The 25,480-nt window shown below is 69.1% G+C and carries 22 protein-coding genes; 6 read left to right on the top strand and 16 right to left on the bottom strand.

The features are described from left to right. Positions 1-44: 44 nt before the first annotated feature. Positions 45-1,685 (top strand): amidase, encoded by a 1,641-nt coding sequence (locus RN729_RS10095; protein ID WP_310784407.1) that lies wholly within the window; start codon positions 45-47, stop codon positions 1,683-1,685. 21 nt (positions 1,686-1,706) lie between these two features. Here RN729_RS10095 and RN729_RS10090 read toward each other — a convergent pair whose 3' ends face one another. From RN729_RS10090 to RN729_RS10070, 5 genes are all read right to left on the bottom strand, one after another. Further along, positions 1,707-2,492: a hypothetical protein gene (locus RN729_RS10090; protein ID WP_310784405.1), complete on the bottom strand. Its 786-nt coding sequence runs from the start codon at positions 2,490-2,492 to the stop codon at positions 1,707-1,709. A gap of 30 nt (positions 2,493-2,522) precedes the next feature. Beyond that, positions 2,523-3,380: a DUF4097 family beta strand repeat-containing protein gene (locus tag RN729_RS10085; RefSeq protein WP_310784404.1), complete on the bottom strand. Its 858-nt coding sequence runs from the start codon at positions 3,378-3,380 to the stop codon at positions 2,523-2,525. Next, a complete protein-coding gene (locus RN729_RS10080; protein ID WP_310784402.1) occupies positions 3,380-4,132 on the bottom strand; it encodes a zf-HC2 domain-containing protein in 753 nt (250 codons plus the stop codon). Before RN729_RS10080 ends, RN729_RS10085 begins: the two co-directional genes overlap by 1 nt. 8 nt (positions 4,133-4,140) lie before the next feature. Further along, positions 4,141-4,722, bottom strand: coding sequence for an RNA polymerase sigma factor (locus tag RN729_RS10075; protein ID WP_310784400.1), 582 nt, complete (start codon positions 4,720-4,722; stop codon positions 4,141-4,143). Between the two features lie 74 nt (positions 4,723-4,796). After that, the gene (locus tag RN729_RS10070; protein WP_310784398.1) at positions 4,797-5,681 is read right to left on the bottom strand and encodes a DMT family transporter; all 885 of its coding nucleotides are present in this window, start codon (positions 5,679-5,681) and stop codon (positions 4,797-4,799) included. Between the two features lie 88 nt (positions 5,682-5,769). Here RN729_RS10070 and RN729_RS10065 point away from each other — a divergent pair, with 88 nt between their 5' ends. Both RN729_RS10065 and ggt read left to right on the top strand, forming a co-directional pair. Continuing rightward, complete coding sequence (locus RN729_RS10065; RefSeq protein ID WP_310784396.1) at positions 5,770-6,639, top strand: cyclase family protein; 870 nt, start codon at positions 5,770-5,772, stop codon at positions 6,637-6,639. 100 nt (positions 6,640-6,739) lie between these two features. Beyond that, positions 6,740-8,476 carry a gamma-glutamyltransferase gene (gene ggt / locus RN729_RS10060; RefSeq protein ID WP_310784394.1) on the top strand — a complete coding sequence of 579 codons (1,737 nt, stop codon included), beginning with the start codon at positions 6,740-6,742 and terminating at the stop codon, positions 8,474-8,476. Positions 8,477-8,516: 40 nt separating this feature from the next. Here the strand turns inward: ggt and RN729_RS10055 are convergent, their stop codons facing one another. The 3 genes from RN729_RS10055 to RN729_RS10045 form a co-directional block, all read right to left on the bottom strand. Beyond that, a complete protein-coding gene (locus tag RN729_RS10055) occupies positions 8,517-9,260 on the bottom strand; it encodes a hypothetical protein (protein WP_310784392.1) in 744 nt (247 codons plus the stop codon). Then, on the bottom strand, positions 9,257-9,832 hold the full coding sequence (locus tag RN729_RS10050) for a PadR family transcriptional regulator (RefSeq protein WP_310784390.1): 576 nt from the start codon (positions 9,830-9,832) through the stop codon (positions 9,257-9,259). Before RN729_RS10050 ends, RN729_RS10055 begins: the two co-directional genes overlap by 4 nt. Before the next feature lie 130 nt (positions 9,833-9,962). Then, a complete protein-coding gene (locus tag RN729_RS10045) occupies positions 9,963-11,624 on the bottom strand; it encodes a D-aminoacylase (RefSeq protein ID WP_343218919.1) in 1,662 nt (553 codons plus the stop codon). A 189-nt stretch (positions 11,625-11,813) separates the two neighbouring features. On the opposite strand from RN729_RS10045, the gene RN729_RS10040 reads away from it, so the two are divergent. Then, positions 11,814-12,659: a prohibitin family protein gene (locus tag RN729_RS10040; protein ID WP_310784386.1), complete on the top strand. Its 846-nt coding sequence runs from the start codon at positions 11,814-11,816 to the stop codon at positions 12,657-12,659. Between the two features lie 102 nt (positions 12,660-12,761). Continuing rightward, on the top strand, positions 12,762-13,700 hold the full coding sequence (locus RN729_RS10035; protein ID WP_310784385.1) for a PDZ domain-containing protein: 939 nt from the start codon (positions 12,762-12,764) through the stop codon (positions 13,698-13,700). Here the strand turns inward: RN729_RS10035 and RN729_RS10030 are convergent. Together RN729_RS10030 and RN729_RS10025 are read right to left on the bottom strand one after the other, a co-directional pair. Further along, positions 13,697-14,782: a PA0069 family radical SAM protein gene (locus RN729_RS10030; RefSeq protein ID WP_310784383.1), complete on the bottom strand. Its 1,086-nt coding sequence runs from the start codon at positions 14,780-14,782 to the stop codon at positions 13,697-13,699. The two genes, RN729_RS10035 and RN729_RS10030, sit on opposite strands and share 4 nt — an antisense overlap. Positions 14,783-14,892: 110 nt before the next feature. Further along, positions 14,893-15,513, bottom strand: a complete 621-nt coding sequence (locus RN729_RS10025) for a hypothetical protein (RefSeq protein WP_310784381.1) — start codon at positions 15,511-15,513, stop codon at positions 14,893-14,895. Positions 15,514-15,705: 192 nt separating this feature from the next. On the opposite strand from RN729_RS10025, the gene RN729_RS10020 reads away from it, so the two are divergent. After that, positions 15,706-17,481, top strand: a complete 1,776-nt coding sequence (locus RN729_RS10020; protein WP_310784380.1) for an amidohydrolase — start codon at positions 15,706-15,708, stop codon at positions 17,479-17,481. 29 nt (positions 17,482-17,510) lie between these two features. Here RN729_RS10020 and RN729_RS10015 read toward each other — a convergent pair whose 3' ends face one another. From RN729_RS10015 to RN729_RS09990, 6 genes are all read right to left on the bottom strand, one after another. After that, complete coding sequence (locus tag RN729_RS10015; RefSeq protein WP_310784379.1) at positions 17,511-18,617, bottom strand: hypothetical protein; 1,107 nt, start codon at positions 18,615-18,617, stop codon at positions 17,511-17,513. A gap of 34 nt (positions 18,618-18,651) precedes the next feature. Beyond that, positions 18,652-19,368, bottom strand: a complete 717-nt coding sequence (locus RN729_RS10010; protein WP_310784378.1) for a hypothetical protein — start codon at positions 19,366-19,368, stop codon at positions 18,652-18,654. Positions 19,369-19,527: 159 nt separating this feature from the next. Beyond that, positions 19,528-21,348, bottom strand: a complete 1,821-nt coding sequence (locus RN729_RS10005) for a DUF4153 domain-containing protein (RefSeq protein ID WP_310784377.1) — start codon at positions 21,346-21,348, stop codon at positions 19,528-19,530. Then, complete coding sequence (locus RN729_RS10000; RefSeq protein ID WP_310784375.1) at positions 21,345-22,511, bottom strand: aminotransferase class I/II-fold pyridoxal phosphate-dependent enzyme; 1,167 nt, start codon at positions 22,509-22,511, stop codon at positions 21,345-21,347. Before RN729_RS10000 ends, RN729_RS10005 begins: the two co-directional genes overlap by 4 nt. Next, positions 22,508-24,463, bottom strand: a complete 1,956-nt coding sequence (locus tag RN729_RS09995; protein ID WP_310784373.1) for a cation:proton antiporter — start codon at positions 24,461-24,463, stop codon at positions 22,508-22,510. The genes RN729_RS10000 and RN729_RS09995 overlap by 4 nt, the downstream gene beginning before the upstream one ends. Further along, a complete protein-coding gene (locus RN729_RS09990) occupies positions 24,460-25,371 on the bottom strand; it encodes a DUF3810 family protein (RefSeq protein WP_310784372.1) in 912 nt (303 codons plus the stop codon). Before RN729_RS09990 ends, RN729_RS09995 begins: the two co-directional genes overlap by 4 nt. Positions 25,372-25,480: the final 109 nt, after the last annotated feature.

Below are 25,480 nucleotides of genomic sequence, written 5' to 3'. Positions count from 1 at the left end.
GCAGTGTCGGCGTGAGAAGTGACAGGAGGCCAAAGGGGACCGCGATGATCGATCGACGAGGCTTTATCGGGGCCAGCGTGGCCGGCGGACTGGGGGCCGTGGCGGCCGTGTCGGGCTGCGCGTCCGACGGCGACTCGGCGGGCGCCGGGGCCGGGGAGGAGGCCGGCGCGACGGCGGTGCCGCCGTTCGAACTGGACGAGGCGACGGTCGATCAGCTCCAGGCGAGCATGGCGTCGGGCGAGCGCACGGCCCGTTCGATCGCGGAGATGTACCTGGAACGGATCGAGGCGCTGGACGGGCAGGGGCCCGCACTGCGTTCGATCATCGAGACGAACCCCGACGCGCTCGCGATCGCGGATGAACTCGACGCGGAGCGCGCCGCCGGCAACGTGCGCGGCCCGCTGCACGGGATCCCGGTCGCGCTCAAGGATAACCTCGATACGCACGACCGGATGACGACGACGGCCGGGTCGTTGGCGCTGGAGGGTTCGGTCCCGCCGCAGGACTCGTTCATCGCCGCCCGGCTGCGCGAGGCGGGCGCCGTAATCCTCGCCAAGGCGAACCTGAGCGAGTGGGCCTATTTCAGGGGCATCAGGGCGACGAGCGGATGGAGCGCGCGCGGCGGCCAGTGCCGGAACCCCTACGCGCTCGACCGGAATCCGTGCGGTTCGAGTTCCGGCTCCGGCGTCGCGGCGTCGGCGAACCTGTGCGCGCTCACGGTGGGGACGGAGACGGGCGGCTCCATCATGTGTCCCTCCTCGAGCAACGGGATCGTGGGGATCAAGCCGACGGTCGGGCTCTGGAGCCGAGCCGGGGTTATCCCCATTTCCCATTCACAGGACACCGCGGGACCCATGTGCCGGACGGTCCGCGACGCCGCCATCCTGCTCGGCGCGTGCATCGGCGTCGATCCCCGGGATTCCGCCACCGCCGGGAGCGAGGGCCGCGGGCATGCCGACTACACGCAGTTCCTCGATCCGGCGGGGCTTCAGGGCGCCCGCATCGGGGTCGTGCGCAGCTTCCCGGGCTTCGATCCGCGCGTACTGGCGCTGTTCGACGAGGCGGTCGAGGCGATGCGGGCGGAGGGCGCGGTCATCATCGATTCCGCGAACATGGACGCGGCCGCCTGGAACGACCCGCTCTCGCTCGTCCTGCTTGAATACGAGTTCAAGGCCGATCTCAACGCCTATCTCGCCGGGCTGGGTCCGGACGCCCCCGTGAAGAGCCTCGCCGAGGTCATCGACTTCAACGAGCGCAACGCCGACCGGGAGATGCAGCACTTCGGCCAGGAGCGCCTGATCGCCTCCCAGGCGAGGGGACCGCTCACGGACCCCGAATACCTGAACGCGAAGGCGACGATTCAGCAGGCAAACCGGGAGGATGGGATCGACCGTCTTGCCCGCGAACACGGCCTCGATGCGATCATCGCCCCGACGCGGGACCTCCCGTGGCCGACCGACCACATCAAGGGCGACAGGCTCGACGGGGGGTCGTCAGCCGCGCCCGCCGCGATCGCCGGCTACCCGGACATCACGGTGCCGATGGGGTTCGTGAAGGGGCTTCCGACGGGGGTCTCCTTCTTCGGTCCGGCCTGGACGGAGCCCACGCTGCTGCGGATCGCCTACGCCTACGAGCAGGCCACGCAGCAGCGCCGGGCGCCCACGTTCGCTACGACCCTCGGCTGAACGCTCGTTTCACCGAGCGTTTCAGCCGCCGCGGACGAGGGCGATGCTCCCGTTCACCGTGCTGAGTTCGATTTCCGGTCCACCGGCACCGATCTCGCCGGAGGCGGACCTGGGGCCCCAGCGCCCGCGGATGGTGAGCGGGAAATCCGTGTCGATGGCGCCGTTGACCGTCCGGATGTCGACGTCGGCATCGGTCCCGTTCGGGAGCACGAGCCGGATCCCCCCGTTCACCGTCTTGAAGCGGAGGTCTTCGGAAGGCCCGCTTCCCAGCCGCGCCTCGATCGATCCGTTCACGGTCTCGGCGGACACCGGTCCGGCGCTTTCGATCGCGATCCCGCCGTTTACCGTTCGCGCCTCCACGTCATCGGCGATCCCGCGCGCCTCGATCTCTCCGTTCACGCTCCGGGCCTCCAGTTCGACACCGGCCGGAACCTCGACCGTGAAATGCACCTTCACGTCATTGTTTCGGACATTCATCTCGTAGGCGTCGCCCCGGCCGCACCGGTTCGGGTCCCGCCCGCGCCTCGAGGGGTAGACGGCGCAGATCAGCACGCCGCGCGAATCCTCCACCACCTCGATGCGGACCGAATCCGGATCGTCATCATCCCATTCCTTCGTGGCCCGCACCTGTACCTGGCTGCCGCTCGCGGCGCTCGCCGTGATTGACCCGTTCACGCCCCGGATCGTGACCGCGTCTCCGCGATCCACGGACCCCTGCCATTCGAAATCCTGGGCCTGCGTTTCCGCAGCCCCCCAGATCATGAGCCATGCCGCCGCCGCGGCGAGTTGTCGCACTGTTTTTCGCATCACGCTGCTCCCGGTTTCGTGGATTCGCTGTTACTCGAGTTCGAGGTCGGGGGTGCGCTCCCCCGGCCGGATGAGGAGGATGTCTCCGTCGAACGACTTCAGCGTCACGGCGGCGGAGCCGTCCCCGACCGTGAACTCGCCGCCCCGCAGACGGCCTCCGCGGAACTGGATGGGGAACGAGGGGACGAGTTCTCCATCGAAGGTGGACACGGAGACGCGGGCGCCGGCGTTCTCCGGGACGGCGAACGTCACATCGCCGTCGTGGGTGCTGAGCGAGTAGCTGCCGTCCGCCTGAACGGCGCCGTCGTACCAGACATCGCCGTCCACGACCGTGACCGCGACGGCGCGGGTGTCGGTATTCGTGACGACGACGTCGGCGTCGATCCCGCTTACGCTGATGCTCCCGGCGACCTGGTCGAGCCACACGTCGCCGTCCGTCACGCTGACCGTCGCGGATCCGGCGTTCGATATCGTCACGCCGCCGTCCAGCGTGGCGACGCTGACGCTGCCGGCCCCATCGATCCCCACGTCTCCATCCGCCGTTCTCACAGACACCGCACCCCGGGCGATGCCCGCGACCGTGATGTCGCCCTCGTGTCCAGCCACGCTCACCTCGACGTCCTCCGGAAGCCAGATGAGCAAGTCCGCGCCGTCGCCGCCCCGGTTCGTGCCGAGCCGAATCGTGCCACCCGAGGACTGCACGCGAATCCTGCCGTCATCGTCGTCGAGCACGACCCGCGCCTCGCGGCTGTTCGCGCCCATCACGCGGATGTCTCCGTCGCGGTGTTCGATCTCGATGCGCGCGCCCTCGGGCACGACGAACGTCGTGTCGCGCTCGCCGGGGCTTGTCGCTGCGAGGACCGCCAGGAAAACCGTCGCCGGGGCCATCAGTCTGTCGCCGCGAGCTGTACGGCCTGGGCAAGGAACTCCGACTTGCGTCGCATAGTGTTCTCCATGTGTTGCTGTATGTAGGGGTCATCGGGCAGCTCGAGCAGCGCGGCTCGCGCGTCCTCGATGGCCCGGTCGATCGTCACGAGAGCGCGCCGGATACGCGCCACGGTCTCCGGCGGCAGCGGCCGCTCCGAGTCGAACAGCACGCGCTCGAGTTCAGCGATCAGACGGGCGTATTCCTCGGCGCTCGATCCGTCGCCTTGAAGCGTCGAGGCGCTTTGCACGGACGGCGGCAGGAGCGACGGAGCGCCGATTACCGGGGAGGTGCCCGCCGTGCCCGGGATCCCCGCGATGTGGTCCCGCGTCACGGCCGTCCACACGAGGGCCCCGGAGAGCCACGCCAGCGCGATGCCGGCCGCGAGCTGCGGCGCGAAACGCGCGATGAAGCGGACGGGCGGCCTCCTTCGGGTTGGCGCTTCGGAGGTGTCGGGCGCCACGCCCGCGAGCCTGGCGGGCCGGACGCCGATCCGCTCCGCGATGCCGGGCCAGAGATCCTCGGCCGGTTCGCGCGGCCCGAGGCTCGCGGCCCGGTCCACCACGGCCTCGAGCTCCGCGAGCGTTCGGGCGGAGTCCTCGCAGCGCTCCAGGTGCCGCTCGATCAGGACCTCCTCCTCGACGCCGAGGTTGCCGTCGATGTACTCGGAAAGACGGTCCCGAAAGCGATCCTTCCGCTGTTCTCGATCTGTCATCGGCTCAACTACCTGTCCAGGTGCCGTCTCAGAATCATCCGTGCCCGGTGCAGCTGGGACTTCGAAGTCCCGGGCGTGATCTCCATCATCTCCGCGATCTCGCGGTGCTTGTAACCCTCGACGTCGTGCAGGACGAAGACCTCGCGCGCCCCATCCGGGAGCCGTTCGAGCGCAACCTCGAAGTCGAGACGGATCTCGATGCTGTCTCGGCGCGCCCGGGCCAACGCCAGGGGAATCTCGTTCGCCATCTCCCGTTCCCTCTGCAGCTTCAGCGCTCGCAGCCGGCTGCACAGGAGGTTCACCGCCAACCGGTACAGCCACGAACTGAAGGCCGATTCCCCGCGGAACGTCCCGAGCTTCTCCCACGCCCGAACGAAGACGTCCTGCGTGAGTTCGTCCGCCCGCTCGCTCCCGGCCATTCGGCACGCGAGCCCGTACACCCGCGACACGTGGGCGCGGTAGAGACGCTCGAACGCCTCGGCATCCCCGAACGTCGCCGCCCGCACGTCCGCCTCGACGCCGGCGGAAGGTTGCCCCTCCGCCCGCGCGTCCGGCCCGAGCTCCCGGGATTTACCGTTCGGTTCGATCACGTCCTGGTCCGCGTTCCTGTTTCGATCTTGAGACGCGCCTTGCGCCCGGATGGTTGGAGTGCCGTCACGGCCTGCTAGGGATGGCCATCGGCGATATCCGATCGAGGCTCCAGCCGAAGCGAGATGACCCCGGCGAGGATGAGCGCGGCGCCGAGCCACTGCGCGGCCGAGAGGCGGTCGCCGAGCACGGCGGCGGCGAGCGCGAGCGTCACCGCGGGCTCCATGGTCGCGGCGGTCGCCGCCCTGCCCGGGCCGATCCACTGGATCCCGATGAGGAAGGCCGTGATCGGGACGGCGGTCGAGAAGAGGCCGATCGCCCCGAGGAGGAGAAGCGGGGCGGGCGTGAGCGGCACCCCGATTCCGCCGGTAGCCAGCCCGGTCACCGAGATCGCTAACGCGGTGGACGTCAGCGCCGTGGCCGTCGCGGAGATGGGCGGCAGCCCGGCGAAGACCCCATGGCTCCGCACGATCCACGCCGCCAGGAACACGACCGCGAGCAAAACGAGCCCCACGCCCAGCGGGTCCCCCCCTCCGAGTCCGGCTCCAACGGTCAGCGCGCACCCGATGGTCGTGAGCGCCAGGGCGGCGATGCGACGCGGAGTCAGCCGTTCGCCGACCCAGAGCCGCGACAGGAGCACGGTCATCGCCGGATAACTGAACAGAACGAGCGTCGCGACCGACGCCGGCAGGCGGTCGAGCCCGAGCATGTAGCACACAGAGTTGAACGCGTACAGCAGACCGAGGAGGACGAGACCGGTCCGTCGTCCTCGCGGGGGCCGGGGCCGCCCGGTGGCGACCACGAAGATCCACAGCAGCCCGCTCCCGAGCAGGAAGCGCCAGGCGAGCAGCGGCAGCACCTCGACTCCCTCGGCGAGCGCGAGCTTGGCGAAGATCGGCAGGGCCCCATAGCCGAGGGAGGCAAGGAAGACGATGAGGAGGCCCCGAGTGATCCTGCGCATGCGCGAATCTCGCTTCGCCAACCGCGAGTCGCCACTTTCAGGTTTCGGGCGACGTCCCGTAAGGCACAGGAGGGAAGGGAGGAGAAACATGGCGATCTCGGAGCTTTCGCGCGCGGCGGCAGCGGCCCTCATCGGGGGCGTGGCGGCGGCCTGTTCGGTGTGGGTGGAGACCCCCGGCGACACGTCGGCCGCCTCGGCACACCCGGGCGGCGAAGCTCCGGGACCGCTCGATCTGGAGGGCTACAGCCTCGTCGATCTCAGCCACGCCTTCGGCGACGAGACGGTCTACTGGCCGACGGACACGGCAGGGTTCGCGCTGCAGGAACTGGCCTTCGGGGAGACCGAGGCCGGCTACTTCTACTCCGCCTACTCCCTCGCGACGGCCGAGCACGGCGGCACCCACATCGATGCCCCCATCCATTTCCTCGAGGGAGGGCCTGACGTCGCATCGATCCCGCTCGGGCGGCTCATCGGTCCGGCGATCGTGATCGATATCACGGCTCAGGCGGCCGAAGATGCGGACTATCGACTGACCGCAGCCGACGTCGCGGCACACGAGGCGGAGTACGGCCTGATCGAGCCCGGGAGCCTCGTTCTCCTCCGAACGGGGTGGAGCGCGCGCTGGCCCGACGCCCTCTCATACCTCGGCGACGACACGCCCGGAGATGCCTCGCAACTCCACTTCCCAAGTTACGGCGAGGCCGCCGCGCGCCTCCTCGTCGAGGAGCGAGGGGCCGCCGCCCTCGGAGCCGATGTGGCTTCCATCGACTACGGGGCTTCCACCGACTTCATCGTGCACCAGATCGTCGCCGCGGCGAATGCGCCGGGTCTCGAGAATCTCACGAACCTCGACCGCCTTCCGCCCCGCGGCGCCACCGTCATCGCCCTGCCCATGAAGATCTCGGGCGGGTCCGGCGCCCCCCTGCGCGCGATCGCGATCGTGCCGCCCTCGAATTGACCGTGCACCTTCCCGGCCGCTCTTTCCGACCGCGGGCGGTCACCCGACATTGCGCGCGACTGCGCGACATTGCCCGCGAAACCCGCAGAGGAGGCGCTTGATGCCCAGGAAGTTCGCGTTCGCCATCCGGACCCTCGCCCTGAGCGCGTCCATCGCCATCATCGTCCTCGCGCCGCTCGCCGCCCAGTCCGGCCGCATGGCCGCGCCCTCGCGCGGAGGCATGGTCGTGAGCAGCCACTACCTCGCCTCGGAAGCGGGCCAGGAGATCCTGAACCGGGGCGGCAACGCAGTCGACGCCGCCGTGGCCACCGCCTTCGCGCTGGCCGTAACGCTGCCTTCGGCCGGCAACGTGGGTGGTGGCGGCTTCCTCGTGTATCACGGGGCGGACGGCGAGGTGACGACGTTCAACTTCCGCGAAAAGGCGGCGCTCTCGGCGACGGAGCGCATGTACCTGGGCGAGAACGGCGAGGTCCGGGATAACTCGAACCACATCGGCCTGCTCGCCGTCGGCGTGCCGGGCACCGTGGCCGGCATGTGGAAGGCGCACCAGCGGCTGGGCCGCCTGCCGTGGGCGGATCTCGTCGAGCCCGCGATCCGGCTGGCCGAGGACGGCATGCCCTCCACGTGGGCGATGCAGAACTGGCTCCGCTCCCTGCCCGGGCGGGCGGGGCCGCTCTATGATGCGACCCGCGCGGCCTTCCTCAAGGACGGCGTCCGCATGTACGAGCCGGGGGAGACCTTCCGTCAGCCGGACCTCGCCGAGACGCTGCGCCGCATCCAGAGCGACGGGCACGACGGTTTCTACCGCGGCACGACGGCGAAGCTGCTCGCCGATTTCATGGCCGAGCACGGAGGCCTGATCACGGAGGAGGACCTGGCCCGCTACGAGGCGGACGAGTTGACCCCGATTCACGGAACGTACCGGGGCTACGACGTCTACTCGATGCCGCCGCCGAGTTCGGGCGGCACGGGGCTCGTGGAGATGCTCAATATCCTCGAGGGGTACGACCTGGCCGAGATCGGGCACAACTCGGCGCTCTACCTGCACCTGCTCACCGAATCGATGCGGCGCTCGTACGCGGACCGAGCCCTCCACCTCGGCGACCCGAAGTTCAATCCGGAGATGCCGATCGACCGTCTGACGTCCAAGGAATACGCCGGTCTCCTGCGGGCGAGCATCGACACGGAGAGGGCTTCCAGGAGCGATTCGGCGGCCTTCAACGGCGCCTTCCTCGAGGAGAGCGAGGAGACGACCCACTATTCCGTCGTGGACTCGGACGGGAACGCGGTCGCGGTCACGTACACGCTCGAGTTCGGCTACGGGTCCAGCATCGTCGTCCCCGGGGCCGGTTTTCTGCTGAACAACGAACTCGGCGACTTCAACGCGATCCCCGGCCGCACGAATTCGCGCGGCACGATCGGGACGCCGCCCAACCTCGTGGCGCCCGAGAAGCAACCGCTGTCCAGCATGACACCGACGATCGTCGCGCGTGACGGCCGTCCGGTGCTCGCGATCGGAAGTCCGGGGGGGCGGACGATCATCAACACCACGCTGCAGGTCGTGCTCAACGTCGTCGACCACGGGATGACCGGGTCGCAGTTCGGCCGGGCCATCGAGTCGCCGCGCATCCACCACCAGTGGCTGCCCGACGTGACCTCGTTCGAGGAGTGGGGCTTCTCGCCCGACACGCAGCGTCTCTACGAGGGCATGGGACACGTGACGCGGACGCGGAGCGGACAGGGTCAGGCGATGGGCATCTATATCGACTGGGACACGGGGCTCCGCTGGGGCGCTTCCGACAGCCGTGCCTTCGACGGCGGCGCCCGCGGCAACTAGCCGGGCCGCGCGCGGACACCAGCCGGAGCGCGCGCGGGAACTAGCCGGGAGCCGCGCGGCGGGCGGCGGGCCTGAACTTCCGCCGGTAGTACCGGGTCCAGACGGTGATGGCCGGAATGCCGATGATCGCCGGCAGGATCCAGGGCACGATGCCGAGCGCTCCCGCGATCTCGTAGGCGAAGAGGCGCTGCGCCCCGAAGACGAAGAACGCCGTGTGGAAGGCGATCCCGCCGCCGAGCATCGACGCCATGTGGCTGTAGAACCAGCCCATGTGCTCCGCCCCGGGGTTTTTCATGAGCCGCAGCATGTTCCGCCCCGTGACGAGGCCGACAGGGCTCAGCCCCAACAGCACCGGCGAGAGGCCGGACCACGCCCCGAGCGCGAAGGCGATGACGACGACGCTGCCGGCGATCGACGCCCAGGCGACGGCCTCGTGGAACGGGGTCCGCAGCGTCTCCGGCGCGCGCCGGGTGGCCACGGCCCGCATCGCCTGGCGCACCAGGGCGAATGTCGCGACGCCGAGGTAGCCGAGGAAGAGGGGGAAGGCGTAGAGGTCGGGTCGCTCCGCCAAGCCGACGCCCTGAGTCCAATGGGTGGCGATACGCCCCGCCCCCACGACGGCCGCCGTCACCGCCACGACGTAGGCGCACCAGGCGTAGACGAGTCCCGCCCGCACATGCGCCCGGCCACCCTTGCGGGCGACCACCGGGACCCAGAACGCGGCGAGACCCACGAAGCCGGCGGCCACGTGTATCCGGAGGAGCCCGTCGAGCAGCGGGGTCATGGCGCGGGCTCCGGTGGGGAAGCGAGCCGCCGGTCGATGGCCGCCAGCGTGAGGTCGCACCAGGTCACCTTCGCACCGATGGAATCGATGCCCATGCGCAGCGTCGCGAAGCGGTGAAACCCGTCGTCGCTGTATCGGTCCGGCTGATCGCCGTGCGCGGCGAAGATCTTCCGTTCGATCGTCCGCAGTTCCGCCAGCCGGCCCGCCAGCCGGTCGCGCAGCTCCGCCATGAAGGCACGCGTCTCGCAGAGATCGTCGATCGCGCTCATGAAGTAGAGCTGGGCGAGGTAGGCGAACCGTTCCGTGCCGACCACCGGTTCGCTGCGCACCCAGCGGCGCAGTTCCTCCTGCCCGTCCCCGGTCAGCGTGTAGACGCGGCGGTCCGGTCCCCTCGGCGAGGGTTCGAGCCGGCTCCGCAGCAGGCCCCGCTCCTCGAGACTCTTGAGGGTGGGGTAGATCTGGCTGAGTTCGGCCGACCAGAAGTGCGCGACGGTCTCGCTGAAGGCGTCCTTGAGGTCGTACCCGCTCGCAGGCTCGCGCAGCAGGCCGAGAAGGATGTGATCGAGGCTCATGGGCTTCCGGGGCACACTATATAAGTAACGATATACTAACTATATAAACTCTGCCATACTCCGTCAACACTGCGTCGGAAAGGTCGAGGATCGCCTTACGACACGCGGAGTCGCCCGCGTGTCGAGCACGTCAGCGGGAGGCGCCCTCCCACCCCGGGCCCCGGACCACGCGCCCGGGCGTGGCGCCCGTCGGCTCCTCCTCCGCCAGGACATGCACGCCGTTCACGAACACATCGCGCACGCCCGTCGCAAGCTGGTGCGGTTCCTCGAACGTCGCGTGATCCGCGATCGTCGCCGGGTCGAAGATCACGACGTCGGCGAAATACCCGGGCGCCAGCCGGCCGCGCCCCTCCAGCCGGAGATTGGCGGCCGGCAGCGACGTGAGTTTCCGGATCGCCTCCTCCAGCGGGATGATGCCTTCGTCCCGCACGTACCGGCCGAGGAGCCGCGCGAAGTTGCCGTACGCGCGCGGATGCGTGCTCGAGCGCACGAAGGGTTCCTCCGGGGCGAGCGATCCCGCGTCGGACCCGAAGCTCACCCACGGAATCGCGACCTGACGCCGCACGTTGTCCTCGGACATCATGAAATAGACCGTCCCCACGCGGCTGTCGTCCTGCACGACGAGGTCCATCGCGGTCTCTTCGATGCCCGTGCCGCGCGACTCCGCCACTTCCGCGAGCGTCCGGCCCGTCAGGTACTTGAGGGAATCCTGCCGGAAGCCGACGAGGAGCGCGCGGTCGGGGGAGCCGGCCGCGAGCAGCAGGTTCTCCCACTCGTCCGTGGGCGTCCGCATCTCCGCCGCGATCCGCGCGCGCGTCTCGGGGTCGCGGAGCCGCGCGATCATCGCGGTGTGCCCGCCCTCGTGGATCCACGGCGGCATCGCCGCATCGAGCCCGGTCGAGCCGGCCGTGTAGGTGTACATGTCTGCCGTGATCTCGAGTCCTTCCGCCTGCGCCCGCTCCACACGCTCGATGACCTCGTCCAGCTTCGCCCAGTTCTCGCTCCCGGCGGCCTTCAGGTGGTAGATCTCCGCCCGCACGCCGGCTTCCCGGGCGATCGAGATCAGCTCGTCCACGGACTCGATGAGCCGGTTCCCCTCGCTCCGCAGGTGGGAGATGTAGCCGCCGCCGAACTCTCCGGCCGCGCTCGCGAGGGCGATGAGCTCATCCGTATCGGCGTAGAAGGCGGGCGCGTAGATGAGCGACGATCCGACGCCGACGGCGCCCTCGCGCATCGCCTCCCGCACGAGCTCCTGCATCCGCCCGAGCTCCTCGGGCGTCGGGGGTCGGTCCTCGTGGCCGATCTCGTGCACGCGCACGGTTGTGGCCCCGACGTACGAGGCCACGTTGGTTGCGACGCCGCGTTCCACGAGGTGGTCCAGGTACTCGCCGAGCGAAGTCCACGGAATCTCGAAGCGCACATCGCCCTGGCGGGCGAGCATATCCGCCTTCATCTGCGGATTCAGCGGCCCCATGGAGTTACCCTCGCCGAACACCTCGAGCGTGACGCCCTGGCGGATGTCGCTCAGCGAACGGCCGTCGACGATGAGCGATTCGGTCCCCCACGAGAGCATGTTGATGAAGCCGGGGGACACCGCGAGCCCGGCGGCGTCGATCGTCGTCCGGGCGGAGGCCGGGGCGAAGTCGCCGATGCCCGCGATCGTGTCGCCGGCGATCGCCACATCCGCCGTGCGCGGCGGGTCCTCGGACCCGTCGTAGACCATCCCCCCGCGGATGAGGACGTCGTAGTCGGGGGTCGGGGCCGAGCAGGCCCACGCCACGACCGGCGCCATCAATGCCGCGCGCAACACCTGTCGAATCACGAATGGTCCTCCCGCCAGGCGTGTAGATGCGACCACAGATCCCGCCCGCGAGGTGGGACGGGCGCGACCGCGCGCTTACCTTGCAATGAACTACGTACGATACCGTCCGCACGGCCTCGCCGCCCGCGGACACTGTCTCGATTTTTCGGGAGGACGAGAATGGCTCAATCAGTGAAGTCGCTTCGCATCGGCACGGTGGCCGCCGTCGCCGGGGTTCTCTTCGTGCTCATCCTGTTCGTGTTCGGCTTCAACCGCGTTGACGAGTACGAGGTGGCGGTCAAGCGGAACCCGGTCACCGGCGCCGTGGCGTCCCGCCCCTACACGCAGGGGCTGTACCACAACGTCCTGCGCTCGTGGACGAACTACCCACTGCGCGAGGTCCAGTACCCCGCGGGCGGACAGGCCGAGCGCCTGGACGCCCTCACCTCGGACCAGCTCCAGATCGCCGTCGACGCCGCCTACCGCTACCGCATCAACCCGGACAGCGCCGTCCACCTCTATCTCACGGTGGGGAACGAGAACGCCGTTGCCGCGTTCGTCTACAACACGTATCGCTCGGCCATCCGGGACGCGATCGCGGAGATCGAGGCTTCGGACATCCTGTCCACCAACCGGACGGGCATCTCCGGCCGCATCGAGGCGCTGATGACGGACCGCCTCAACCCGCGCGGGCTCGAGATCACCGATTTCTTCGTGCGCGAGGTCGTGCCGCCGGAGACGATCCGCGAGGCGATCGAGGCCAAGCTGTCGCGCGAGCAGCAGGTGCAGTCCGAGGAGTACCAGACCCAGGTCGTGGTCGAACAGGCGAACCAGCAGCGCGCGGAGGCCGAGGGGATCCGGGATGCGCAGGACATCATCGCGGAGAGCCTCGCCGGCATCTCGGGCCAGCGCTACCTGTACTGGCGCTACCTGGAGATGCTCGGTCGGATCGGCGAGGGGAGCAACAACATGGTCATCGCGCCGACGGAGGGAGGCATCCCCCTCTTCTTCGCCCCGGACCGCTGAGGCTGCCCCGCCGGGCAACCGACCGGCCTCCCCGGAGTGTCCGACCCTGCAGGAAACGAAGGCGTTGGTTCACGACCTGGGAATGATCCCGAGGGGGGATACATGAAGAACTGGAGGGAGTCACTCGCCATCGGGCTTGCGGTGGCGCTGGTCGCCGGGCTGTACGCCGGTGGGGCGCCGGTCGCGGCCCAGGAGGACGATGAGGACGAGCGGCGCGAACGGGTCCGGGTGGCCTTTTCCGGGGGTGGCGCATACCTCGGTGTGGAGATCCTGGATGTCGACGGGGAGCGCGCTTCGGAGCTCGGGATGTCCCGCGCGTACGGCGTCTACATCGACGGCGTCGTCGACGGCGAACCGGCGGCCGAGGCCGGCATCGAGGACGGCGACGTCGTCGTGGCCTGGAACGGCGAGCGCGTCGAGAGCGTTGCGGGGCTTCGGCGGCTGGTGAGCGAGACGCTGCCCGGGCGTGTCGTCGATCTGACGGTGCTCCGTGACGGAGCGGAACGCGAGGTGTCCGTCGAACTCGCCGAGCGGACGGGCGTCTTCTCGAGCCGTGGCTTGACCTTCGTCTCCCCGCAGGTCGAGCTGACGCGAGTCCGGCCCTCGTCGGCGCGCGCGCGGGAACGGGCTCTCGAAGTGGAAGAGCGGCTCCGGGAGGTCCGGGAACGAGCCGCCGACGGGGCGGTGAGTCGCATCTTCTACGAACTGTCGGGGCGCCCGCGACTCGGCGCGAACACGCAGAGCCTGGGCGATCAGCTCGCGGAGTACTTCGGCGTGGAAGGTGGCGTCCTCGTCACCTCCGTCTACGAGGACACGCCGGCCGCTGAGGGCGGCTTGCGGGCGGGCGACGTCATCGTCGGGCTCGGCGACGAGGAGATCGAGGACCCCGACGACCTGCGACGGGCTCTCTCCGATCTCGAGCCGGGGGAGGTGTCGGTCCACATCGTCCGCGGCGGTGCGGAGCAGACGCTCACCGTCGAGTTGGAGGAGCGGGAGGGTGCATTCAGGTGGCGGCCGCGCGCCGGAGACCTCGACCGCTAGTCGAACAGTCCCAATTGGGGGCCGGCCCGCGGCGGCCGGAAGTGTTCCGCCGTGAGGTTGTAGTCGCGCGGCTCGAGGCCGTGCTTCGCACGCGCCAGTGAGAAGAGCCGCGCGACCTGTTCGGCGAACGGGCCGCGCCCTCGCATCCGCTCCCCGAAGTTCGAAGCATAGAGGCTCCCGCCCCGCAGCTCCCGCATGCGGTTGAACACCTTCTCCGCCCGGCCCGGACAGTTCCGTTGCAGCCAGTCCTCGAACAGGGCGGCGACCCCGTACGGAAGGCGGAGCATGATGTAGATCGCCCTCCCGGCTCCGGCCTTCGCCGCCGCGTCGACGATGGCCGGGATCTCATGGTCCGTGAGTCCGGGAATCACGGGCGCGACGTTCACCCCCACCGGGATGCCCGCGTCCGCCAGGCGCGCAATCGCGTCGAGCCGCCGCTCGGGGGTCGACGCCCGCGGCTCCAACCTTCGCTGCAGCGAGCGGTCCAGCGTCGTGATGGAGAGTTGAACCTGCACGGCGTCGTACGGCGCGAGTTCACGCAGGAGGTCGATGTCCCGCGTCACGCGGTGGTGCTTCGTCACGATCCCGACCGGGTTCCGGGCTTCGGCCAGCACCTCGAGGCAGCGGCGCGTGATCCCGAGGCGGCGCTCCACGGGCTGATACGGGTCCGTCACCCCGCTGAGGACGAGCACCTGCGGCTTCCACCGCGGAGAGGCCAGTTCGAGTCGGAGGAGGGCGGGGGCCTCCGGCTTCGCCAGGATCCGGCTCTCGAAGTCGAGCCCCGCCGAGAGTCCGAAATACTCGTGGGTGGGTCGCGCGTAGCAGTACGAACACCCGGTCTCGCACCCGCGGTACGGGTTCAGACTCGCGTCGAAGCCGAGGTCCGGACTGTTGTTGTAAGAGATGATCGAGCGCGATCGATCCTCCAGGATCTCCGTCCGCGGATCCGGGTCGGAAGCGAGCGTCCAGGCCTCCCGCTCCACCGCGAGAGGAAGGAAGCGGTTCGCCGGGTTGTGCGCGCTTCCGCGTCCCCGAATCGAGCGCCGTCTCTCGGAAACTCCCCGCATCGTCTCCCGATTCATCGGTTTCGGTGTTTGTTCGGTATTCTTTCGGAGCCATAATGGGGAACGGGCCGTCGAAGCGTCAAGTCCGGCCAGCCCCGGGGACGCAGCGGGACTCTTGCCGCGAGCTGCTAAAAGCTGATGCCGAGCCGGAGCGTCAGGGAGTCGTGCCGGGGCTCTCCTTCGCCCTGGAGTACCCGGGATCCGACGGCGACATCGGATCCCATCAGCGAACCGAGCCCGAATCCGTAGCGCACTTCGGGCCAGAGCCGGAAACCGAGGTCGAGTTCGACGCCGACTCCGAACTCCGCGCGCACCGGGCGTGCCGTGAGGAGGTCGTCCACGCCCGAAAACGTGCTGGAGGGGAAGGTCAGGACGGGCCCGCCCAGCACATAGGGCTGGATGGCAGGCAGGGGGAGCCGAATGCGGAAGTCGAGCGGGATTTCCACCAGATCGATGTCGAACCGGACCCGTTCCTCGCCCGCCATCGCGACGAGTTCCGGCATGCGGTGGTAAATGACGGCCGGCCGGATGGAGAAGGTCGCGAGGTTGAAATTCAGGAAGACTCCGACGTGATACCCATCGGTGAGTTCCGTGAGATCGAACCCGTTCTCCGGCAGGAACTCCGCGAGCGTGTCGCGGTTGTAGCCCGCGAGGATGCCGATCTGGGCCCCGGCGTCGGCCGGAAGGGCGAAGGCGAGACCCAGCGCGAGGCCGACTCCCCACCTTCCGACACTACGCCTTCGCCCCATCGCACCCGTCCTCTCCCGCCTCGTTTGCGGACGATCCGGGAGCGCCCGGAAGCCCAGCGGATTCCCGTGAAACGTACCCGCACGGGCCCCGGCGGGGTAGTTGAGCGCGCGGACGGCCTGCCCCTCCTGTGCACGGTCAACGGCGTGCCGCTATGATCAGCCGAACCGCTCTACATCAAGGTCAGAGATACCATGATTCGACATCGTGAAGTACCGTCCGCTTTCGTCCGATCGTTGCTTCTCCCCGCCCTTGCGGCCTGCGCGACCGACGCCGGGGATTCGGCGGAAGCGGGCGGCGCGACGGCCGCCGATCCGCCGATGGGCGTGGCTGAACTCGTCCTCACCAACGGGAAGATCGCGACTCTGGCGGGCGACGGCGGGGAGGTGGTCAGCGCTCTGGCGTCGAGGGAAGGGCGTATCGTCGCGCTCGGGGCGGACGACGACGTCTCCGGATGGATCGGGGAAGGCACCGAAGTCATCGACCTCGGGGGCCGGCTCGCGATCCCGGGGTTCATCGAAGGTCACGGTCACTTCATGGGTCTGGGAAACGCGCGCATGATCCTCGACCTGACGACCGCCGACACCTGGGATGACATCGTCAGCCTGGTGGGCGAGACGGCCTCGAGCGCGGCACCGGGCGCCTGGATCAGCGGCAGGGGCTGGCACCAGGAGAAATGGAGCGAGCCGCCGGATCCGATGGTCGAGGGGCAGCCGGTCCACGACGGCCTCAGCGCGGTGAGCCCCGCCAATCCGGTCATTCTGACGCATGCGAGCGGGCACGCTTCGTTCGTGAACGCGAGGGCGCTCGAGTTGGCCGGGATCGACGCCGACACGCCCAACCCTCCGGGCGGCGAGATCGTCCATGACGCGGAGGGGCAACCCACCGGCGTGCTGAGAGAGACCGCGCAGCGCCTGGCGCGGGCGGCGTTTGCCGAGGAGGAGGCGAACCGCTCAGAGGCCGAGCGCGAGGAGCGGGCCCGCGAGCAGGTGCGGCTCGCGAACGAGGAGCTGCTTCGGAAGGGAGTCACGAGCTTTCAGGACGCGGGTTCCGGCTTCGGGACGGTGGACCTGCTCAGGACGCTCGCGGACGAGGGCGCGCTGCCCGTGCGGCTCTACGTGATGCTGCAGGGCGGGATGGAGACGCTCGAGGGGCGACTGGACGACTACTACATGGTGGGATATGGGGATGATCGGCTCACCGTGCGGTCGATCAAGCAAGTCGCGGATGGGGCGCTCGGATCGCACGGCGCCTGGCTGCTTGAGCCCTATTCGGACATGCCGGCCTCCATCGGACTGCCGACGACGCCGCCGGAGGAGATCGAGCGCATCGCGCGACTCGCGATAGAGCGGGGCTATCAGGTCAATACGCATGCGATCGGCGACCGCGCGAACCGCGAGGTGCTCGACCTGTACGGGCGCACCTTTGCCGACCACGCGGAGACGAGTGACCTGCGCTGGCGGATCGAGCACGCGCAGCACGTCAATCCGGCGGATATTCCGCGCTTTGCCGAGCTGGGGGTCATCGCCTCCATGCAGGGCGTCCACGCCTGCTCCGACGGTCCCTGGATCATCCTCCGGCTCGGGCCGGGCCGGGCGCGCTCGGGCGCCTACGTGTGGCGGGACTTCATGCGGGCCGGCGTCGTCGTGACGAACGGTACGGATGTCCCGGTCGAGGACGCGGACCCCCTGGCGAGCTTCCACTGTACCGTCACCCGCGTGATCGAAGGTGGCGAGACCTTCTTCGAGGAGCAGGCGATGACGCGCGAGGAGGCGCTGCGTTCCTATACGTGGGCCAACGCGTACGCCGCGTTCGAGGAAAACCTCAAGGGGACGCTGGAAGTCGGGAAGCTGGCGGACATCACCGTCCTGTCCCGGGACATCCTCACGATTCCCGCGGACGAGATCCTTGAGACCGTGGTGGACTACACGATTATCGGCGGTCGCACAGAGTACAGCCGGGGGAGCTGAGCGGCGCGCCGCGGTGGGTCGGACGGGCGTCAGCGCCCGGCGGGCTTGCCGTGGCCTTCGTGCACGGCCCCGTGTTCGACCTGACTGCGGACGACCCAGTCGTAGTCGGCGGCGAATAGCGCCTCCCGGGGATTCGCGGCGGGCCAGTCCTCCAGCGGGATTAAGGCGCCGGCGATCGAACCCATGCCGCCGTCCTCGATCACCGTATCGAACGGGTTTCGGTACTCGACGGTGATCCGGTACCGGTGTTCCGGGACGACGAGCGCGCCCACGCCCCGCCCCCTGTGCAGGAGTGCCGGGATGTCCACGACGTGGCCATCCGCATCGAGCCTGGGCCGGATGTCGTACAGTACGTCGCCCGTCGACAGATTCTCGAAGCGGAGCCGGGACGCGTGCGCGTGGAGATGACCGCCGAGACCGATGATGAGCCCGCGGATCGCCGGACTCGCGTCCCATGTCTTGACCGAATGGCCGGGCGGAAGGTCCCAGGCTTTCGTCGCGGAGACCTCGGGGTACATCGCATCGAGATGGAACGGCGCCACCGGGTAGACGGGGAGGCGGGCGAGGCGCTCGTACTCGAGCGTCAGGTGGACGGTGACGCCCTCGTAGTCCGCTTCCGTCGGATTGTGCAGCATGGTGAGCGCGAGGAATCTCGAACCGCCCTTCATCGGAATGCCGAACAGCCAGCCGGGGAAGCTCACGGGCCGCGTCTCATGGCTCGCCGCCAGAACCCGCAGCATGATCGGCAGGAACAGCTCCCGCCGCCCCGGATCGAGCAGGTTCATGTGATGCAGGACGACGCGCGGCACCGGCGCGCCGTGGCCATCGATGATGTGGGTGCGATAGCCCCGGATCGTCAGGTCGAAGGGGACGGTGCCTTCCTGCACGGGCAGCTGGGCCATGTGGTGGGATGAATGGGCGGGGAGGTCGATCGGCCCCAGGATGACCGCGAGTTCCTTGCGTTCCGGATCATCGACGACCCGGATGCTCGCCGTCGACGTCGTCGGCCGGCCCCCTTCCGGCGACCCGGCGTGGCCCGCATGCGCCTCCTGCGCGGACACGACGGGTACCACGCCCGCGAACGAGACCGCAACCAGCAGCCCGGCCGCTCCGGCCCGCCCACCCTGGCGCTTCATGGGGTTCCGGCGTCGTGTACCGAAAATCCGCGAGCTACCGGCCGCCCTCGAACCCCTGCAGATCCTCCAGCAGATCGAGGAGCTTCTCAAGCCGCTTCTTGAGCTTGTCCCGGTCGAGGTTGGCATCGACATCCAGTCTGATCGACGCCTCATCCAGCGCGGACCCCGCCTCCGCGGCCTTGAGGGAGAACGTCTCCCCGTGTCTCGCGGCGTGCAGCTTGAGATCCGCTTCAGACGATCCGGCCGGGGCCTTCTCGGTCCGGTCGATCCAGATTCCCGCGTCTCGCGTCCGTAACGGGTTCCCCGCGGACAGGCGCAGCCCATGGAGTTCCGCGAGCCGCGCGCGGCCCGCATCGGACCTCGCATCCATCCTGATCGTCATGTGGGCATTGCCGATGACGGCCTTGGCATCCCGTTCGCCGACCACTACCGCGGACCCGAAGCGCACCTGCCGGCCGTGGGCCGCGTCGTGTCCGAGGCCGTCCAGCCAGGCTCCGATGGCGCGCTCGATGCCTCCGTTGATCCGTCCGGCCGTGTGTGCCGTGCGGCGCAACTGCTCTGCGGCAAACCGCGGCGCGCGGAGCGAGCCCGGCGGATCCGCCCGTTCGACGAGGCTCGCCATCCCCTCCAGAGTCGCCGTACTCGCCTTTGCCGGTCCGGGCAGGCTCGTGAGGTGGGAAAGGGCGGCCCACACGCAGATCGCGAGGGCCCAGAGGGTGAAGGCGGCGGCGACTCTTCGAATGAACGTCACGTCGGCTCCAGGAGGAAAGGTCGAGTGTCCGCAAGCTCGCTGTGGTTGTCTCACTGACATACGCGCGGGTGCGCGGTCAGGTTCCAACCACTACGACCGAATCCCGCTCCGAAAGGTTGTCCGCCGCCGTCGATGGCCGGCGGTCCGGGCAGCCCTGCGTCAGCCGCCCTCGGGGGGCGCGAGGAGCAGCGTGCCGGTGACGCGGGTCGGTCGCCGTTCCCCATCGCTGTCACGGAGCCGCAGCAGCGTGACCTGGATGCGTGCCGTCACGTCCGCCCCGGAGATCTCGAGCCGCAGCGAGTCCGGAGGCAGTTGCACCCTTCCCGGTGCGGTCGTGGTCCCGGAGCGCCCGGCGCGCGCGATGAGTTCGGCGAACGAGACCGTGGCCAGTTCGTCCCCGCCGAGCCGGATCGTCGTACCGAGGCTGTCCGGAGTGGCCTCGAAGGTGAGGGAGTCGCCCTCGAACGGGTAGCGTCCTCCCAGGAGGTTGCGCTCGAAGACGGCCCGGTCGAAGCCGGCCACGGTGATCGCCGCGTTCCGGCCCCCCGGGGGCGAAATGTCGACGAACCCGTAGGGATCCGCGAGCAGTCCCTCGGACGGCACGAGTTCGAAATGGTCCGCGATGAGCGTCGCCCGGCGCCCGGCCTCCGCGACCCGCATCGAGGCCGCCATTCCGTCTCCGATCGTATCCACCGCCGCCACCCCGCCCTCGAACCATTCGTCGATGGGGGACGTCCCATGCCACGAAATCAGGTACAGCAGGACATCGTTGATCTGTTGCCAGTCCTCCGGCGGGACCTCGACGGCGGCCGGCGAGATCCTGCTCTCCGCCAGGACGCCGTGCGCCGAGAGCAGGTCCTCGAGCCGGCCCGTCTGGCTCCGTTCGGCCACGGCGTACGCGGACCAGGGGCCAACGAAAGTGACGGCGCCGATGATCGCCAGCGTCAGCGGAATCCCCTTGATCTCGCGCGACCGCGTCACCGTGTAGAAGAGGGCGGTGCCCGCCAGCCAGATCCCGAGCAGCAGCAGGAGATACCGGCGCTCCGTGATCCCGTACTGCTCGATGCGCTGCCCGATGGCGAGCAGGAGCATGACGATGGACGGGATGATGAGGATCCAGAAGATGCGGGCGTACGTGTCGATCCACGCGTGGTCCTCCTGTCCGCGCCGCGGATGCACGAGGAGGAGCGACAGGATGCCGAAGGCGGCGAGGGCGGAGACGAGAAGTCCGATCCACCCGCTGGGCCACGTCGTCGTGATGACGACGCGTCCGAGGTAGGCGGTGAGGATGATCAGATAGACGGCGACGAGCGGGAGGAGCACGTATTGGGCGAAGACGCGCAGACCTGCGGGATAGTCGTCGCGGCGTTCCAGTTGCTCGAAATCGTCCGGCACGCCCGCGAGCACGAACCACGTCTGAAAGACGAAGCCGAGGAAGAAGAAGAGTCGGCCGTAGTTCTCATCGGCGATGTCGATGTTGAAGAGATTCTCGATGCCGAACATGGCGATGGAGAGTCCGCCGAAGAGGACGCCCGTGTAGATCGCCCCGAGGCCGAAGCGGAAGAAGAGCGTACGGTTGAAGTGCCAGAAACCGTTCGGCTCGCGGACGCCGAGGTAGGCGATAAAGGCGACGAGCAGATGCAGGGTCGCGGTCAGATGAAAATGGCGGAGACCGGCGATGTTCTCACCCCAGCTCGGCCACTGCCAGTAGTAGAGGGCGAGCACGGCCAGGCCGAGTCCGCGCAGCGCCCAGTGCCGCGGCAGCGGGAGCTTCCAGCGCTCCGCGAACAGGGTGAGCCCGGTAAGCAGCGGCAGACCAAGACTGGCCGAGGCCAGGAGGCGCAGCTCGAGCGCCGTTTCCGCGTTGATCGCGCGCATCGCGGCGATCGCCGCGACGACTGCGCAGGCCAGGACGACGGGGAACCGCCGAGCCGTCGCCCACGCCGCTCCGGCGAGCCGCTCGACCGAAGGGAGCTTCACACCCGGGCTTTGGTCGTTACGAGCCTTTCGGCGGCCTGCTCGAGCAGCGCTTCCGTCTTGCAGAAGGCGAACCGCACGAGCTTGCGCCCATCCTCCGGGTTGTGGAAGAAGCTGGATCCGGGGACGGGAGCCACGCCGACCGTGCGCGTGAGCCAGAACGCGAACTCGTCGTCCGGCAGATCCGAGAGGTCGGAGAAGTCCGCGAGCACGTAGTACGCGCCCTCCGGCTTGCGGCAGTCGAACCCGGCCTCCACGAGCGCGGGATAGAAGAGATCCCGCTTCGCGCCGTATACGTCGGCGAGCCCCTCGTAGTAGGACGACGGAAGCATCTCGAGGCCGGTGGCCACGCCTTCCTGCAGGGGCGCGGCGGCTCCCACGGTGAGGAAGTCGTGGACCTTGCGGATGGCGTCCGACAACTCCGGGTGCGCGACGATCGTCCCCATCCGCCAGCCCGTGACCGCGAACGTCTTCGAGGCGGCGCTGATCGTAATCGTCCGGTCCCGCATGCCGGGAAGCGTCGCCATCGGAATGTGCCGCGCACCGTCGTAGAGGATGTGCTCGTAGACCTCGTCCGTGATCGCGTAGGCGTCGAACTCCTGGCACAGGATCGCGATCTTCTCGAGTTCGTCGCGGCTGAACACGCGGCCCGTGGGGTTGTTCGGGGTGTTCACGATGATCGCGCGCGTCCGGTCGCTGAACGCCGCGCGCAGGCGGTCGAAGTCGATCTGCCACTCCGCGGTCAGCGGCACGAACACGGGGGTTGCGTCGCAGAGCGTCGTGTCCGGGCCGTAGTTCTCGTAGAACGGCTCGAAGACGATGACTTCCTCCCCCGGGTCCACGACCGCCAGGAGCACGGCCATCATCGCCTCGGTCGCGCCGCAGGTGATCGTGAGGTGCGCTTCCGGATCGACGTCGAGCCCGTACCAGTCGCGGTAGCTCGCGGCGAGCGCGTCGCGGTACCGTTTCGCGCCCCACGTGATCGCGTACTGGTTCACGTCGTCGTAGATCGCGCGCGCGGCACCGATCTTCAGCGTGTCGGGCGACTCGAAGTCGGGGAAGCCCTGCGACAGGTTGATGGCACCGTGCTCGTTCGAGAGCCGGGTCATCATCCGGATCACGGATTCCGTGAAGCCGTGGGTCCGCCGGGCGGTGTGGATCTTCATCGGTCCGAATCTGGCCCGTCAACGAACGGTGTGCCACCGGCGCCGGGGATGTTTTCCTCCGCCGTCCCGCCGCCGTCCTCCGGGCTCTCGACGTCCGGGCGGCGGAATCCGGCCCGGGCGAGACGCGGTTCGACGATTTCCGCCTGTCCGCGCAGCCAGCCGAACCAGACGACGTCGCCGGGCTTCAGCGTCGTGTCGCTCGACACCGGCTGTTCGCGCTTGCCGCGGCGATGCACGAGGGCGAGGGCGGGGAGCCGGCGGTCGGCGAGCGCGTCGATCTGGGGGATGCGCAGCCCGGCGAGGCCCTCGAAGATGAGAGGTTCGATCTCCACGCGGTCCCGCCGGAAGTTGTGCGCCCAGCGCTCGTAGTCGATCCCGAGCCCGAACAGTACCGAGGCGCCGCCCTCCTCGACCTGCTCGGGTCCGACTCCCGGCGTGAGCGGATCGATGGCCACGAGGCGGCTCACGCCCGGGCAGCTTTCCCCGACCCGTTTGGCAATGAGCAGGTTCACGCCTTCGTTCGGCGTGAGGGCGACGAGGGCGCGGCGCGATTCGACCCCCGCCTTCAGGAGCGCGCGCGACTCGTTCGCGTTACCGAGCACGACGCGAAAGCCGTCGCTCTCCGCCGCCCCCGCTTCCGTCGGGTTCGTGTCGATGAGAACGATGGGTGCATCCCCGCGGCGGGCGAGGCGCAGGGTTCGGGCGAGCGCGCGTCCGATGGGATTCGCCCCGACGACGGCGAACCCGTGGTTGGACGGTTTCCGTACCCCCAGCAGACGCGCCATGAGCCCGCCGGTCCCGCCGAGGACGACGACGGTGACGGCGATGACGAGGAAGACCATCGCCCGCAGCTGGTTGCCTTCCACCTCCATCCCGCTGTGCGCGAGTTCCGCCGCGAACAGCGACGAGACGGCGAAGGCGACGATCCCGCGCGGGGCGAGCCAGGCGAGGAACGCCTGCTCGTTGCGGCTGAGGCCGGCGCCCCAGGTGCAGAGGAGAACACAGAGGGGACGGACGACGGCGACGAGGACGATCACGGTCACGATCCCGCCCACCCCCAGCGCGCGCACGTCGCCGAGGTCCACCGCCGCCGACAGGAGGACGAAGAGGAGCCCCACGAGCAGGAAGGTGAGCTGCTCCTTGAACTCGACGAGTTCGCGCGCGTGCCGGGGCCCCATGTTGCCGACGACGAGGCCGGCGATCGCGACGGTCATGATGCCGCTCTCGGGCAGGATGGCGTGCGAACCCTGGTAGAGCGCGAGGACGCAGGCGAGCGTGAAGATGTTCCGAAGATCGGAGGGGATCGCGCGCCGCATCCTCAATAGTCCTCCGATGATGAACCCTCCGGCCACGCCGATGACGGAGCCGAGGCCCAGGCGCGTGAGGAGGCCGAGGAAACCGGCCCCCACGTCGCCCGCCGTCGACGCGAGCGCCAACTCGAACGCGACGACCGCGAGGATCGCGCCGACCGGATCTATGAGCACGCCCTCCGCCTCGAGGATCGTCCGCAGGTTGTTTCGCAGGCGAATCCGCCGCGTGAGCGGGTTGATCACCGTCGGACCCGTGACCGAGACGAGCGCCCCGAACAGCAACGCGATGCGGAGGCTCCAGCCCAGCGCGAGCATCGCCGTGACGGTGGCCCCTGCGATCGTGACGAGCGCGCCGAGCGTGATCAGGCGGCGGATCGTCACCGCCTCGCGCCGCAGCCGGTCGAGGTTGAGTTGCAGCGCGCCCTCGAAGAGGATCACCGCGACGGCCAGCCCGACGATGGGGTTGAGGCCTCCCCCCAGCGTGTCGGGCCGCACGATGTTGGCGAAGGCCGGCCCGAGGAGGATGCCGGTCGCGAGCAGGAAGAGGATGCCGGGTACGCGTGCGTGTCGCGCGACCGACTGCGCAACGACGCCCGCGGTGACGGCGAGGGCGAAGGTGAGCGCCGGATCCTGGAGGTTCACGAGTCGGCGGTTCGCTCGGTCGCGAGGAGGAAGTTCGTGAAGCCTTCGTCGTAGTCGGAGAGGCCGTTCTGCCCCGTGAGCTTCATGCGGGCGTTGTAGGCGTTTTTCATCATCGGACCCACGACGCCGCTGACCGGACCCTCGGCCGGGTGGCGCACGGCGAAGGCATCCTTCAACTCCTCCCGAAGTCCGATCTCGGCGAGGAGATCGTTGTACGCAGCGGCGTCCCGCTCCGCCAGCACCCAGAGTTGGCGGTCCAGGCGCTCGCAGTGGGCCGACTGCTCGAGGACGGCCTCACCCGAATGCAACAGGGCGAAGTAGCCGAGGACCTGCGCCTCGACTTCCTTCATGTATCCCTTGCGGTGGCAGAACTCGTGCGCGATCACATGGGGTTCGAAGATGCCCGTGCTCCGGAAGATCGCGACGTCCCCGGTCAGGGGGTCCGCCGCCCCGAGCGCGAAGGGGAAGACGATCTGCGCCAGCATGAACTCCCGGACCTGCGAACTCGTCTCCAGACGCTGGCCCGTGTGCTCCGCAAGAAAATCGGTGAGACACAGGTCGACCTGTTCCGCCAGTTCCTTCCGCGGCGTCTCCAGCGGCACATAATTCGCGTTCAGCCGCTCGACGAGACCTTCGACGTCCCGCATCCGCTCCTCCTCCGACGCCGGGGGCGGGGAGAGCGGGTCGAAGCCGAACGCGTCCTCGAAGTTCACGCGACGGGCGTCCGCCCGAACCGCCCAGTCGAGGAGCGCGCTGCCCGCGTACACGCCGAGCGCCGCCGCCTGCACGACCCGCCCGGCCGGGCTCAGACCGAAGAGGACCCGGGCCGCAACGGGGGCGGCGAGAAGCAGATCGGAAGGCGCGACCGGCAGGTACGTCGCTAGGTTGGGGATCCGGAGTCTTTCCATGGGGCCTCGTACGCGGGTCGGTGGACGAAAGTTCGGGATCGACGGGCCGGGTGCAACCGTCGGGGCCTTCGCGGCGTCCCACTCCTGTCGGAAGCCGGAGCGGGACCGA

It is taken from the genome of Candidatus Palauibacter polyketidifaciens (assembly GCF_947581785.1).
GTDB lineage: Bacteria > Gemmatimonadota > Gemmatimonadetes > Palauibacterales > Palauibacteraceae > Palauibacter > Palauibacter polyketidifaciens.
This window is presented reverse-complemented; position numbering and strand designations above follow the sequence as displayed.

Coding starts and splice junctions, on each gene's coding strand:
- RN729_RS10000 (WP_310784375.1), bottom strand. CDS start 22,511: ATGAAGATCCACACCGCCCGGCGGACCCACGGCTTCACGGAATCCGTG.
- RN729_RS09990 (WP_310784372.1), bottom strand. CDS start 25,371: ATGGAAAGACTCCGGATCCCCAACCTAGCGACGTACCTGCCGGTCGCG.
- RN729_RS10070 (WP_310784398.1), bottom strand. CDS start 5,681: ATGCGCAGGATCACTCGGGGCCTCCTCATCGTCTTCCTTGCCTCCCTC.
- RN729_RS10020 (WP_310784380.1), top strand. CDS start 15,706: ATGATTCGACATCGTGAAGTACCGTCCGCTTTCGTCCGATCGTTGCTT.
- RN729_RS10055 (WP_310784392.1), bottom strand. CDS start 9,260: ATGACCCCGCTGCTCGACGGGCTCCTCCGGATACACGTGGCCGCCGGC.
- RN729_RS10050 (WP_310784390.1), bottom strand. CDS start 9,832: ATGAGCCTCGATCACATCCTTCTCGGCCTGCTGCGCGAGCCTGCGAGC.
- RN729_RS10095 (WP_310784407.1), top strand. CDS start 45: ATGATCGATCGACGAGGCTTTATCGGGGCCAGCGTGGCCGGCGGACTG.
- RN729_RS10090 (WP_310784405.1), bottom strand. CDS start 2,492: ATGCGAAAAACAGTGCGACAACTCGCCGCGGCGGCGGCATGGCTCATG.
- RN729_RS10065 (WP_310784396.1), top strand. CDS start 5,770: ATGGCGATCTCGGAGCTTTCGCGCGCGGCGGCAGCGGCCCTCATCGGG.
- RN729_RS10045 (WP_343218919.1), bottom strand. CDS start 11,624: ATGGCGCCGGTCGTGGCGTGGGCCTGCTCGGCCCCGACCCCCGACTAC.
- RN729_RS10030 (WP_310784383.1), bottom strand. CDS start 14,782: ATGAATCGGGAGACGATGCGGGGAGTTTCCGAGAGACGGCGCTCGATT.
- ggt (WP_310784394.1), top strand. CDS start 6,740: ATGCCCAGGAAGTTCGCGTTCGCCATCCGGACCCTCGCCCTGAGCGCG.
- RN729_RS10015 (WP_310784379.1), bottom strand. CDS start 18,617: ATGAAGCGCCAGGGTGGGCGGGCCGGAGCGGCCGGGCTGCTGGTTGCG.
- RN729_RS10080 (WP_310784402.1), bottom strand. CDS start 4,132: ATGACAGATCGAGAACAGCGGAAGGATCGCTTTCGGGACCGTCTTTCC.
- RN729_RS10085 (WP_310784404.1), bottom strand. CDS start 3,380: ATGGCCCCGGCGACGGTTTTCCTGGCGGTCCTCGCAGCGACAAGCCCC.
- RN729_RS10040 (WP_310784386.1), top strand. CDS start 11,814: ATGGCTCAATCAGTGAAGTCGCTTCGCATCGGCACGGTGGCCGCCGTC.
- RN729_RS10025 (WP_310784381.1), bottom strand. CDS start 15,513: ATGGGGCGAAGGCGTAGTGTCGGAAGGTGGGGAGTCGGCCTCGCGCTG.
- RN729_RS10035 (WP_310784385.1), top strand. CDS start 12,762: ATGAAGAACTGGAGGGAGTCACTCGCCATCGGGCTTGCGGTGGCGCTG.